Below are 13,232 nucleotides of genomic sequence, written 5' to 3' on the forward strand. Positions count from 1 at the left end.
TATTGCTATTCAAGGACGACCATGAAACTCATCACTGCCATTTTCTTAACATTATTCCCACTCATCACTTTTGCTAATTCAAGCTTACCTACAAGCCGTCAAATTTCGGTTCAAGGTAGTGCAGAGGTGCTTGCCAATCCTGATATCGCTAAAATACTATTTCAAATTATAAGTATTAAAAACGAACCTTTAGCAGCTAAGAACGATCTTGATAATAAAGTTAATTTACTAATTGACGGGCTAAATCAATTTGAAATTACTGCCGATGATATAGTCGCCTCAAGTGTCAAAGTTGAAAAAACGGGTATGGATTACATTGAAACAGGGCATCATGCTCCCGCAGAATACGCAGCTATAAGAACCTTTGAAGTAACACTAAAAAATATTGAAAGAGTGGATGATTTAAGTGATTTTATATTGAGTTTAAAAGTAAATGCGATTCAAAATACTGAGTTTTTATCTTCAAAAGCTGAGCTTTTACAAGCACAAGCTACACAGCAAGCACTTAATAACGCAAAAGAAAAAGCAAATGTGCTTGCTAACTCCTTTGGTACAAAAGTGGGTGAAGTACGCACTATTAGCTCAACTCAAAAAAGCGTTTACAGTGGCTTTGGTGCAGCGGTTAAAAAAATAGATAGAATAAATCCAATGAGCGATTCATTTCCTAAAGCTCGCAAAAATTATTTACAACAAACGGTAAGCTTTAAATCATCAATAAACGTGGTGTTTGATTTGGAAATAACTAACTAAAATTTTCATTCCAAATACACTTTCGTACTGTAAGCTGGCTTTAAGTTTTTTATTAATTTGATGGTAGCCATATTATGAGCAATGGAAATAACACGTTAAAAGCACAAACTGAGGCAAAAATAGCAGCAGGGCGTAAAGGTAATCCTGATTTTATGAAAGGTGTTGATGAAACGATTGCACAGGCAAAAGCGTTTCAACAAGGTGCTAATGCACTTGATTTAAACCAAATCGCACCAAGTTTTGAGTTACCAAATCAGCATGGTCAATCAGTGCAGTTAACCGAGTTACTTGCTAAAGGGCCTGTGGTTGTTACTTTTTATCGTGGAAGTTGGTGTCCGTACTGTAATTTACAACTGAAAGCGCTTCAAGCACGTTTACCTGAAATTCAAGCATTAGGCGCACAATTGGTGGCTATTAGCCCGCAAGTACCCGATGGTTCAATGAGCGAAAGCGATATAAGTAAAATGGATTTTGTAGTGCTGTCGGATCAAAATGCTGATGTAGCAGCAAGCTACGGCGTAGCATGGCAAGTACCTACATTTTTACTCGAGCATATGCGAGTAGACCGAGGCTTAGATTTAGAGTCGCTGAATAACGGAAATGGCAGTATTTTACCTATTCCTGCCACCTTTGTTTTAGATAAACAAGGTAAAGTGACTTGGCGTTATGTTGATGTTGATTATCGTACTCGTTCTGAGCCAGAAGATATAATTAACGCATTGAAAAATTTAGTATAAAAAACTTAATTTTAAAAGTCAGAACTCTTGAAGAGCTTGCAATGCCTAAGCTCTTTAACCTTAATTTAAAGTTTCTAATGCTTCCCTCTTATAATCAGATGCAAGGTCGATTACAATACAGACATCTAAAAGGCGTATTGCCTTTATCTGCACGCTAAAAGAGTGGATTTTATATTTCATGGCAATCAAACTTGCAATTAATGGTTTTGGTCGTATTGGTCGAAATATTGTCCGCGCGTTATACGAGTCTGGTTTGAGCGACGATATAAAAATTGTTGCGATTAACGAACTTGCTGATCCTGAAGCTATTGCTCATTTATTAAAATACGACACATCCCACGGTCGTTTTTCTTTTCCTGTAAAACTTGGTGAAGACACCATTAGTGTTGCAGGCGATACCATTGCACTTTTTTGTGAAGAAAACCCAATTGAATTACCTTGGCAAACGCTCGATGTAGACGTTGTGCTTGAATGTACGGGTGTTTATCACTCGCGTGAACATGCGCAGTTACATATTACCGCAGGCGCTAAAAAGGTGTTGTTTTCGCATCCGGCCGATAACGATGTTGATGCAACGATTGTGTATGGCATTAACGACGATGAGCTTAAAAACGAGCACACAATTGTGTCTAACGGCTCGTGCACAACTAACTGTGTAGTGCCGGTTATTAAAGTATTAGATGATGCATTTGGTATTGAGTCGGGCGCTATTACAACGATTCATGCGTCGATGAACGATCAACAAGTGATTGATGGTTATCATCATGATTTACGCCGTACTCGTGCTGCAAGCCAATCAATTATTCCAGTTGATACAAAGCTCGCCCGTGGTATAGACCGTATTTTACCTAAATTTAAAGGCCGCTTTGAAGCCATCGCCGTACGTGTACCTACTATAAATGTAACGGCAATGGATTTAAGTGTAACGGTTAATACCGATGTAGATTTAAATGCAGTAAATAATGCACTTAAAGCACAAGCAAAAGACCGCTTAGAAGGTATTTTAAGTTATACCGAAGAGCCGCTTGTATCGGTTGATTTTAATCACGATCCGCATTCTTGTATTATTGATGGCACACAAACACGTGTTAGTCACAAACGGCTGATAAAGTTATTAGTATGGTGTGATAACGAATGGGGTTTTGCTAATCGTATGCTCGATACAGCGCGTGCTATGATGGCAGTGAATAAGTAATTTATTAATATAATAATTTTAAACGTATTTTTCAGGTTCAGTATCGTTAACTAAGGAGATGTTCATGTCGGTCATAAAAATGGCAGATTTAGATTTAAACGGCAAACGCGTATTAATTCGTGAAGATTTAAATGTACCAGTTAAAGCAGGTAAAGTGACGTCAGATGCGCGTATTCGTGCAGCACTACCTACTATTAAACTAGCCCTTGAGAAAGGCGCTAAAGTAATGGTTATGTCACACCTTGGCCGTCCTACGGAAGGGGAATACGATGAAGCGTTTTCGCTTGCACCTGTCGCTGATTACTTAAACGATGCCCTAGAGCAAACTGTACGTTTAGAAAAAGATTACCTAAACGGTGTTGATATTGCTGATAACGAAGTGGTTGTTTTTGAAAATGTACGCTTTAACAAAGGCGAGAAGAAAAACGACGAAGCGCTATCTAAGCAACTAGCAGCACTGTGTGATGTATATGTAATGGATGCATTTGGTACGGCTCACCGTGCACAAGCATCTACGCATGGCGTTGGCTTATTTGCCGATGTTGCATGTGCAGGTCCATTGTTATCAGCTGAACTTGAAGCGTTAGGCAAAGCACTTGATAACCCAGCTCGTCCATTAGTGGCGATTGTTGGTGGTTCTAAAGTTTCAACTAAATTAACCGTTTTAGATTCACTTTCTAAAATTGTTGACCAATTAGTTACCGGCGGTGGTATTGCAAATACCTTTATTGCTGCATCAGGTAGCCCAGTTGGTAAATCGCTTTACGAACCTGATTTAATGGATGAAGCGAACCGTTTATGTGCAGCAGCGATTGCTAATAATGGTGAAATTCCGGTCCCGACTGACGTAGTGGTTGGTAATGAGTTTTCTGAATCTGCTGTAGCTACACTTAAAGATGTAAGCGAAGTAACAAGCAATGATATGATTTTTGATATTGGCCCTGATACAGCGAGCAAGCTTGCAAAAATTATTGCAAATGCAGGCACTGTTGTATGGAATGGTCCAGTTGGCGTGTTCGAGTTTGACCAATTTGGTAATGGCACACGTGCTATTGCACAAGCAATTGCTAACTCAAATGCGTTTTCAATCGCCGGTGGTGGTGATACCTTAGCCGCAATCGATAAATACGGCATTGCCGATAAAGTATCTTATATTTCTACTGGTGGTGGTGCGTTCTTAGAGTTTTTAGAAGGCAAAAAACTTCCAGCAGTTGAAATGCTAGAGTCGCGCGCTAAGTAATTTTAGTGGCGTAAGGTGAGGGTGTAATACCCCTCACCGACAATTAATTATTAAATACCTCTCACCCTAATTTAATAGTTAATTTAGACGGAATATTACTGCAAAGCAGTGGTTTTTCGTGGCGTTGCTATAACGCCAAACTAACACATCCGTTCAAACTAGATGGTAGGGAACTACTGTCGATAAATTGGAGAATACCCAATGGCTTTAATCAGTATGCGACAACTTTTAGATCATGCAGCAGAGCATGGTTACGGCGTACCTGCTTTTAACGTTAACAATCAAGAGCAAATGCGCGCAATAATGGAAGCGGCTGACAAAACAAACAGCCCAGTAATCGTTCAGGGATCAGCTGGCGCACGTGCTTATGCTGGTGCTCCATTTATTCGTCATATGATTTTAGCAGCCGTTGAAGAATGGCCACATATTCCCGTTGTTATGCACCAAGATCACGGTACATCGCCAAGTGTATGTCAACGTTCAATTCAGCTTGGTTTTTCATCAGTAATGATGGATGGCTCGTTAATGAGCGACGGCAAAACCCCTTCAAGCTACGAATACAATGTAGAAGTAACGCGCGAAACAGTTGCTATGGCGCATGCCTGTGGCGTATCAGTTGAAGGCGAGCTAGGTGTACTTGGTTCACTGGAAACAGGTGAAGCTGGCGAAGAAGATGGCGTTGGTGCAGAAGGGTTATTAACCACTGATCAAATGCTAACAGACCCTGAAGAAGCGGCTGATTTTGTAAATAAAACACACGTTGATGCACTTGCAATTGCTTGTGGTACTTCACACGGTGCTTATAAATTTACTCGTCCACCAACAGATGATATTTTAGCGATTGATCGCATTAAAGCGATTCATGCCCGTATCCCTAACACGCATTTAGTAATGCATGGCTCATCTTCTGTTCCTCAAGAATGGTTAGAAATTATTAATCAGTATGGTGGCGAAATTCCAGAAACTTATGGTGTGCCAGTTGAACAGATTGTTGAAGGCATTAAATTTGGTGTTCGTAAGGTAAATATTGATACCGATTTACGTTTAGCATCTACCGGTGCAATTCGCCGTCATATGGCGCTTAACCCATCTAACTTTGATCCACGTAAATACCTAGCTGAAGCAACTAAAGCAATGACAGAGATTTGTGTTGCACGCTATAACTCGTTTGGTACTTCTGGTCAGGCTAGTAAAATTAAGCCAATTTCACTTGATGAGATGCACCTTAAATACTTAAGCGGCGAACTAGACCCTAAAATTAGATAATGGATCAATTTATAATACTAAGCCAGTAACTTTGTTACTGGCTTTTTTAATGTCAGCCCTTTTTATATTACAGATTACGGTTTTTTGATCAGATCACTGCATTACCAACGCGGAATTTTGGGATCACGCATTTACTAACACAGCCTTTTTCGGATCATTACTTTACTAAGCCAAATACACTTTAATGCTATTTTGGGCTCTGAGATAATTTGATCGTTATTTATTTGTATAAAGAATCAACAACTTATGGCTTTGACTAGGTACAACTCTGATCTGAGGGGTGATCGGCTTGGTAAAACTCTGATCCTTTATTTAGGGCTTAGTAAAAATTAGATCTATTTTTGAACGTATTGTTTGTTACACAGCCGAGTTTGTTGATTTTAAAATGGCTTTAAAGCTACTTTTAAACGATCGATCTGTAAAAATGTCTTGGTTAGTAAAACAATGATCCCAGCTAGTTTAATATTGTTTAGTGGTTTAAATAGCGATACAAAAAAGATAATTTCAAAAAGTTAGCCATTACATAAATTTATCGTAGATCACTTTTTATTACGTTAAATATTAAAAAGGTTTAAAAAATATGACGTTAATGATGTTTTTTGTCACTAATTTGTGTTTTTTTTACCACCATTTTAATTTACACGTTACACTTTCATAAAAATGTCATACTTAGTCATAATAATGAAAACTAATTCGATAGCGTAAGAGATAAATTGGAATGTCACGTAAAGTACTAGTCGTAGATGACGAAGCTCCTATCAGGGAGATGTTGGTTTTTGTTTTAGAGCAAAATGGATTTCAAGCAATTGAAGCAGAAGATTACGACTCTGCTATTGCAGCTATGGTTGAACCTTACCCAGATATGGTTTTACTTGATTGGATGTTACCAGGTGGAAGCGGTATTCAAATTGCTAAAAAGTTTAAGCAAAACGAACACACCCGCCAAATCCCAATTATTATGCTTACAGCTCGCGGCGAAGAAGAAGACAAAGTACGCGGTCTTGAAGTAGGTGCTGACGATTACGTCACTAAGCCGTTTTCTCCTAAAGAGCTTATGGCACGTATTAAAGCGGTTATTCGCCGTGTATCGCCAACCTCATTAGAAGAAGCTATTGAAGTACATGGCCTGCGTTTAGACCCTATTTCGCATCGTGTTACCTCAGAAGGTAACGAGCTTGATATGGGGCCAACCGAATTTAGATTACTACACTTTTTTATGACTCACCCAGAGCGTGTTTATAGCCGTGAACAACTGCTTGATCACGTGTGGGGAACTAACGTTTACGTAGAAGATCGCACGGTTGATGTGCACATTCGTCGCCTGCGTAAAGCAATTGGCCCACTCGGACATGACCGTTTGGTACAAACAGTACGTGGTGCTGGGTATCGTTTTTCAAGTAAGCTGTGATCAGCTTAAAGCTTAGCTAATGTGTAAAATACGCATGTATTACTACTCTAAGGTAAAGTGAGTGTATGTATCGAGTTGTTAATAAACAGGCGTTAGTTAAACGCCTGTTTATCTATTTTTTACCCTTACTATTAATTGGTGTGCTAGTTGGCGCGCCATTTTTGCTTTTATTTTTAGGATCTTTTTCCCTCCTTATTTGGCACTACCATCAACTTTATCGTTTGAGCGATTGGCTACTTAATCAACGTAGCTTTAATCCACCTGAGGGCGAGGGTGCATGGGAGCAAGTGTTCGAAGGTATTTATCATCTACAGCACCGTAATCGTAAAAAACGTAATGAGCTTGCTGATTTAATTCGTCGCTTTCGCGATGGAGCTGAGGCAGTACCTGATGCGGTAGTGGTATTACAAAACGATTTAAGTATTGTGTGGTGTAATCAATTAGCCCTTAAAGTGCTTGGTTTGCAGTGGCCTACGGATCATGGTCAGCGTCTTGATAATTTAATTCGCGAACCGAAGTTTGCTAAATACATGCACAAAGGCGAATTTGATGACGCGCTTGAGCTGGATAACGGTCATAGTATTGAGCAGGTGCTTGAGTTTAGGGTAATGCCATATGCAAGTACGCAACTTATGGTTGTGGTACGTGATGTAACGCGCTTAAAACAGCTAGAACAGATGCGTAAAGACTTTGTAGCCAATGTGTCGCATGAACTACGTACACCGCTTACAGTGGTTACAGGGTATCTTGAGATGATGGATGGCGACATGATGCCGCCGCCAGCAATGTGGAACAAAGCGCAAAATACTATGCTTGAACAATGCAAGCGCATGGATAGTTTAGTCAGCCAATTATTATCGCTTTCGCGTATTGAAGGTGCACGGCGCCAAGATAACGATAAAGCGATAAATGTGCCGCAATTACTTGGTTATATTCACACTGAAGCAAACTCAATTAATCAAGACAAGGGCCACGAACTTATTTTTGATATTGATAAAACCCTTGATATTAAAGGCTCTGAGGATGAGCTGCGTAGTGCGTTTTCTAATTTAGTATTCAATGCGATCCATTACACAAAACCAGGCGGTAAAGTAGAAGTATGCTGGCAGCGCAAAAACAATAAAGCGTGTTTTAGTGTTACTGATAATGGTGATGGTATTGCGCCTGAGCATATTAACCGATTAACTGAGCGTTTTTATCGTGTAGATAAAGCTCGCAGTAGAACAACAGGTGGCTCAGGCTTAGGGCTCGCTATAACAAAACATGTACTAACGCGCCATGATAGTAAATTAAATATTAGCAGTGAAGTTAACAAAGGTTCGTGTTTTTCTTTTGAGTTTTCAATAGATAAGATAGTTTCGCTAGCTAAGTAATTAGGCTGAAAAGCAAAGTCATAAAAGTGTCATTTAAGAGTAATGTAACTGTCATGTACTCACTTTAGAGTAGGCAGCAGTTAGAAAATGGGACGAACAAACCGGAGAACCCTACATGAAATTTAAAAACTTAGTTGCCGCAATGGGTGTGGCTGTTACAACTTTCGTATCTGCACAAGCAGTTGCTCTAGATCAAAATATTCCTGAGTATCAAAAAATTAGTGGTGTTTCAGGTAACTTCTCATCAGTAGGTTCTGACACTTTAGCCAACATGATGACGTTCTGGGCTGAAGAGTACAAACGTATTTACCCAAATGTAAACATTCAAATTCAAGCGGCAGGTTCTTCTACTGCACCACCGGCACTTACCGAAGGTACAGCTAACCTAGGTCCAATGAGCCGTAAAATGAAATCTAAAGAAATCGAAGCGTTCGAAAAACGTTACGGTTACAAGCCAACGGAAGTTCGCGTAGCTATTGATGCACTTGCTGTATTTGTACATAAAGATAACCCAATTGAAGGCCTTCGTATTGACCAAGTAGATGCTATCTTTTCATCTACTCGTAAATGTGGCGCACCAGAGCAAGTTAACCGTTGGAGCGATGTTGGTCTAACAGGTGATTGGGCAGCTAAAGATGTGCAACTTTACGGACGCAACTCAGTATCAGGTACGTATGGTTACTTTAAAAAGAAAGCACTGTGTAAAGGTGATTTCCGTAATAACGTAAATGAGCAACCGGGTTCTGCATCAGTAGTACAGTCAATTTCATCTTCATTAAATGCAATTGGTTACTCAGGTATTGGTTATAAAACATCGGGCGTACGTACAGTACCGCTAGCTAAAAAAGGCGATAACTTTGTTGATGCAACACTTGATAACGTTGCACAAGGTAAATACCCATTATCTCGCTTTTTATACCTTTATGTGAATAAGCACCCAAACAAGCCGTTGTCTCCAATGGAAGCGCAATTCTTAAAAATGGTACTTTCAAAGGATGGTCAGCAAATTGTAGAAAAAGATGGTTATGTACCACTTTCTGCAAAGCTAGTAGAAACAGAACTTAAGAAGCTGGGTTTGAACTAATACCAATTGCATTAAATTAGTGAGTTATTATAGCGATAAGAAAATAGCGCAATAACAAGGCTAAAATTATGATACATAGTTGTTCTATATAAATAATTTTTAACGTAGTTAGTGAGTTATTTAATACGCTAGAATGGTCATGTTTTTAATAAAATTGGTATGATAAACCATACGCAATAAAAAACCGCTCATTGAGCGGTTTTTTTGTGCCTAAAACTAAAACTTTAAGGAATTAAATATTACCTAATTTTTCGGCTTGTGCTTTACATTGATTATAGCTCTCAACACACTTTGCAGAGCATACTTGTTGCTTTAAGCCCTCAGCAGTTGTTTGCTGTTCACAACTACTTTCACACTGGTAGTTTTGTTGAGCACACTGATTCATTTCATGGTTTTCAACTTGGTTTTGACAACCTGCTAATAGTGCAAAAGTAAGGGCGACTACGCTTGTTTTTATTAAAGTGTGCATGCTTCTGATCCTTAAAATGGAGTCGCAATAATATTAAATTTCGACTTGGATATTGTCGATCAATCTAACACCACCAAAATAGGCTGCGGCTAAAATAACAAATTGAGTATCTTCGATTGTAGCAGTTTTTAATGTATCTCGTTGAGCAATCTCAAAATAGTCTGGTTTTAGGCCTGCTTGCTCTAAACTTTGTTTAGCTAAGCTTTCAAGTTTTACGAAGTCTTTTTCGCCATTTTTAAGTTGCTCAGCGCACGTATTAAGCGCTTTAAATAATACGGTTGCAGTCGCTTTTTGATCATCAGATAAGTAACCATTACGTGAGCTCATAGCAAGGCCAGAAACTTCTCGCATTGTAGGTACACCAATAACTTCAACCGGAATAGATAAGTCGCGTGCCATAGTTTTGATTACTTGTAGTTGCTGAAAATCTTTTTCACCAAAGCAGGCGTAATCTGGTTGGACTAAGTTAAATAACTTAGTCACGATTGTTGCAACACCTCTAAAGTGACCTGGACGTGAGCCACCGCAATAGCCTAATGAAATGTCAGGCACATCTACAAAGCTTTGTGCACCTAGTCCGTTAGGATAGATTGTTTCTACGCTTGGGGTAAATACAATATCAGTGCCTAATTCAGCAAGGCCTTGTTTGTCTTCGTTTAGCGTACGAGGATAGTTATCTAAATCTTCGTTAGCACCAAATTGCATTGGGTTTACAAAAATACTTACAACGACTTTGTCGGCCAAGTTTTTTGCTTTCTCTACTAGTGAAAAATGCCCACGGTGCAAGTTGCCCATTGTTGGCACAAGTGCCACGCTAAGACCTGCTTGGCGCCATGCTTTAATTTGACTACGTAACGATCTGATTTCAGTTATTGATTGCATTATTTAAACTCATGTTCAGCGCTTGGAAATGCGCCACTTTTAACATCTGTACAATATTTTTGAACGGCTGCAGGCATATTGCCTGTTTCGAGCAAAAAGTTTTTAGAAAATTTAGGAATGTAACCTGCCGAAATACCAACCAGGTCATGCATTACAAGTATTTGGCCGTCAGTTAAGCTGCCTGCACCAATACCAATAGTTGGGATACTTAGAGCATCTGTAATGCGTTTTGCCAGTGCACTTGGAATACACTCAAGTACTAATAATTGCGCCCCAGCAGCTTCAAGTGCTTTTGCGTCATCAATCATTTTTTGTGCTTTATCTTCTTCGCGACCTTGTATTTTAAAGCCACCAAATACATGTACTGACTGTGGTGTAAGGCCTAAATGTCCGCAAACTGGGATACCTTGTTGAGTGAGTGTTTTAATGCTCTCGTAAAGCCACTCTCCGCCTTCAAGCTTAATCATGTTTGCGCCAGCGCGCATAAGCTCAGCTGCATTTTTACAGGTATCACTAACGCTTGAGTAGGTCATAAAAGGTAAGTCAGCAATTACAAATAATTCACGGCTACCAGCGCGTACACAGCGGGTATGATATGCAATATCTTGATTTGTTACGCCAAGGGTGTCATCGCCGCCTTGTAGTACCATGCCCAATGAGTCGCCCACTAAAATAACTTCAACGCCGTTATCATGAAATAACTTTGCAAAACTAGCGTCGTAGGCTGTTAATGCAGTAATTTTGTTATTTTCTGCTTTCATTTTATTTAAAGTAGAAACGGTTATTTTAGACATAATATCCTCGCAGGCAAAAGCCTAGGTTAATTACAGAGGTAATTGTTGTAAGTCGTTGAGCGGTAAGTTATTTGCAATGGTTTTTAATGCAATGCCGCTAGGTAAAATAAGTTCAGGTGCAAGCTCTAATAGTGGGTAAACTACAAACTCGCGATCACTCAAACCATAATGAGGCACGGTTAAGCGCGCCGTATTTATAATTTGATCATCAAATAATAGGGTATCGATATCAAGTGTGCGTGGGCCCCAACGCTCAGCTTTTCTTACTCGACCATGCTCAAGCTCAATGCTTTGTGTTAAATCAAGTAATTGCTCTGGATCAAGGGTCGTTTTAATGCAGGCTACGGCATTGATATAGTCTGGTTGATCTTGTGGGCCCATAGGCTTACTTGCATAGTAATGCGAAACGTTTACAAATTCACAATTAGGCAGCTTTTTAAGCGCAATTACCGCGTTATCAAGCTGCTCTTTTGGTGAGTTTAGGTTGGCACCTAAACCCAAATAAACACAATGCATGTTATTACTCAGTTGGCTTTTTAGTAGGACGACGGCGCTTTCGCGGCTTAGGACCACCTTGATGGCCTAAGTTTTTAACCATCTCTTTTTGGCCGTTTATATCTTTACTTAAGTATTGTGTCCACCACTGAGCAAGCTCTGTATGCTGAGTTTCGCCTGCATCTACGCGTAATAATAAAAAGTCGTAAGCGGCTTTAAAGCGAGGCTGTTGCGTTAGTCTGTATGCACGTTGGCCAGCACGTTTATCTAAGCGGTGCTGAATATGCCAAATATCGCGAGCACCTAAAGTAAAGCGCTTAGGAACAGCTATATGCTGTGAATTATCGCTTAGTACTTTATTCATTGCTTGTGCGAAAGCATCGTATTCAGATAATTGCTCTTGGCTTTGAATTTTTTTAGTGCGCTCAAGCAGTGGGAACCAAAGTAGGGCTGCAAAAATAAACGCCGGTGTTACTTTTTTATCGGCATTAATACGCTTGTCAGTATTTTGAAACATTTGCTGAATTAGCGTGTGCTCTAAGCCGCTTGGGTTTTTATCTAAAATTTTATCAAGTTCAGGAAAAAGTGAACGGAATAAGCCGTATTTACGCAGCATTAAAAAGTTAGCTTCGGCCTTGCCGTTTAAAAACAGTTTAAGAATTTCTTCAAATAAACGGGCTGGCGGTATGTTATCAAGCAAGCTTGCAAGCTCGCTAATTGGCTTTTCACTTTTAGGCGCAATGCTCATATCAAGTTTAGTGGCAAAACGGACTGCGCGTAACATACGAACAGGGTCTTCGCGATAACGCGTTTCAGGATCGCCAATAAGCTCGATTTGTTTAGCTTTAATTGCAGCTAAGCCGTTGGCGTAATCGTGAATACTAAAATCTTTGATTGAGTAATAAAGTGCGTTGATTGAAAAGTCGCGGCGCTCTGCATCTTCTTCAATACTGCCAAAAACGTTGTCACGCAGTAATTGACCTTCGTTGCTTGATTGGCTTATTTGATTTTTGTCTTCTTGCGCTTCGTGGTGGCCACGCATTGTTGCCACTTCAATAATTTCACGGCCAAATACAATATGTGCTAAACGAAAACGACGGCCAATAAGACGACAGTTTCTAAATAGTTTTTTTACTTGATCTGGTGTTGCATTAGTAACTACGTCAAAATCTTTTGGCTGTTGGCCTAACAATATATCGCGAATACAACCACCAACAAGGTAGGCATCGTAGCCACCGTCTTTTAAGCGGTATAATACTTTGATTGCATTTGGGCTAAATTGTTTGCGAGAAATACCATGCTCACCACGAGTGACAACAATAGGTTCACTGCTTACAGAAGCGCTTTGTGCACTTGTATTCGGGCCGATTATTTGTCGGCAAAATTGAAAAAGCTTGGAAATAATAATCTGTCTCCTAGAAGGTGTGATTGACTCTGTATCGCAATCAAAAGTTACAGCAAATAGGGCGGTTATAGCCCAGTACAAGCTGTTTGACGTAATTAGCATATATTTAGGCGGCTATCATATACCAGCAGGGT

At 39.7% G+C, this 13,232-nt stretch carries 13 protein-coding genes; 8 read left to right on the plus strand and 5 right to left on the minus strand.

Annotated features, from left to right (window positions below):
- The first annotated feature begins 21 nt into the window (after positions 1 to 21).
- The 8 genes from EU510_RS14370 to EU510_RS14405 all read left to right on the plus strand — a co-directional run bounded on the left by EU510_RS14370 (position 22) and on the right by EU510_RS14405 (position 9,053).
- Positions 22 to 750, plus strand: a complete 729-nt coding sequence (locus tag EU510_RS14370; protein WP_149594054.1) for an SIMPL domain-containing protein — start codon at positions 22 to 24, stop codon at positions 748 to 750.
- A 74-nt stretch (positions 751 to 824) separates the two neighbouring features.
- The gene (locus EU510_RS14375; RefSeq protein WP_149594055.1) at positions 825 to 1,487 is read left to right on the plus strand and encodes a peroxiredoxin-like family protein; all 663 of its coding nucleotides are present in this window, start codon (positions 825 to 827) and stop codon (positions 1,485 to 1,487) included.
- A 178-nt stretch (positions 1,488 to 1,665) separates the two neighbouring features.
- Positions 1,666 to 2,682 carry an erythrose-4-phosphate dehydrogenase gene (gene epd, locus EU510_RS14380; RefSeq protein ID WP_007587176.1) on the plus strand — a complete coding sequence of 339 codons (1,017 nt, stop codon included), beginning with the start codon at positions 1,666 to 1,668 and terminating at the stop codon, positions 2,680 to 2,682.
- A gap of 64 nt (positions 2,683 to 2,746) precedes the next feature.
- Positions 2,747 to 3,922 carry a phosphoglycerate kinase gene (locus EU510_RS14385; protein ID WP_002961525.1) on the plus strand — a complete coding sequence of 392 codons (1,176 nt, stop codon included), beginning with the start codon at positions 2,747 to 2,749 and terminating at the stop codon, positions 3,920 to 3,922.
- A 201-nt stretch (positions 3,923 to 4,123) separates the two neighbouring features.
- Positions 4,124 to 5,188 carry a class II fructose-bisphosphate aldolase gene (gene fba / locus EU510_RS14390; protein ID WP_149594056.1) on the plus strand — a complete coding sequence of 355 codons (1,065 nt, stop codon included), beginning with the start codon at positions 4,124 to 4,126 and terminating at the stop codon, positions 5,186 to 5,188.
- Between the two features lie 718 nt (positions 5,189 to 5,906).
- The gene (gene phoB, locus EU510_RS14395; protein WP_006791869.1) at positions 5,907 to 6,596 is read left to right on the plus strand and encodes a phosphate regulon transcriptional regulator PhoB; all 690 of its coding nucleotides are present in this window, start codon (positions 5,907 to 5,909) and stop codon (positions 6,594 to 6,596) included.
- 65 nt (positions 6,597 to 6,661) lie between these two features.
- A complete protein-coding gene (gene phoR, locus EU510_RS14400; protein WP_149594057.1) occupies positions 6,662 to 7,969 on the plus strand; it encodes a phosphate regulon sensor histidine kinase PhoR in 1,308 nt (435 codons plus the stop codon).
- Between the two features lie 115 nt (positions 7,970 to 8,084).
- Complete coding sequence (locus tag EU510_RS14405; RefSeq protein ID WP_002962686.1) at positions 8,085 to 9,053, plus strand: PstS family phosphate ABC transporter substrate-binding protein; 969 nt, start codon at positions 8,085 to 8,087, stop codon at positions 9,051 to 9,053.
- Between the two features lie 232 nt (positions 9,054 to 9,285).
- Here EU510_RS14405 and EU510_RS14410 read toward each other — a convergent pair whose 3' ends face one another.
- Genes EU510_RS14410 through pcnB form a run of 5 tightly spaced genes read right to left on the minus strand, consistent with a single transcriptional unit; the run spans position 9,286 to position 13,200 of the window.
- Positions 9,286 to 9,522: a hypothetical protein gene (locus tag EU510_RS14410; protein WP_149594058.1), complete on the minus strand. Its 237-nt coding sequence runs from the start codon at positions 9,520 to 9,522 to the stop codon at positions 9,286 to 9,288.
- Between the two features lie 33 nt (positions 9,523 to 9,555).
- A complete protein-coding gene (gene panC, locus EU510_RS14415) occupies positions 9,556 to 10,404 on the minus strand; it encodes a pantoate--beta-alanine ligase (RefSeq protein ID WP_149594059.1) in 849 nt (282 codons plus the stop codon).
- Positions 10,404 to 11,198 carry a 3-methyl-2-oxobutanoate hydroxymethyltransferase gene (gene panB / locus EU510_RS14420; RefSeq protein ID WP_149594060.1) on the minus strand — a complete coding sequence of 265 codons (795 nt, stop codon included), beginning with the start codon at positions 11,196 to 11,198 and terminating at the stop codon, positions 10,404 to 10,406. Before panB ends, panC begins: the two co-directional genes overlap by 1 nt.
- Before the next feature lie 30 nt (positions 11,199 to 11,228).
- Positions 11,229 to 11,714, minus strand: coding sequence for a 2-amino-4-hydroxy-6-hydroxymethyldihydropteridine diphosphokinase (gene folK / locus EU510_RS14425; protein WP_149594061.1), 486 nt, complete (start codon positions 11,712 to 11,714; stop codon positions 11,229 to 11,231).
- Between the two features lie 4 nt (positions 11,715 to 11,718).
- A complete protein-coding gene (gene pcnB / locus EU510_RS14430; protein WP_262501235.1) occupies positions 11,719 to 13,200 on the minus strand; it encodes a polynucleotide adenylyltransferase PcnB in 1,482 nt (493 codons plus the stop codon).
- Positions 13,201 to 13,232: the final 32 nt, after the last annotated feature.

Origin of the sequence: Pseudoalteromonas sp. FUC4 (assembly GCF_008370255.1) — a bacterium.
GTDB lineage: Bacteria > Pseudomonadota > Gammaproteobacteria > Enterobacterales > Alteromonadaceae > Pseudoalteromonas.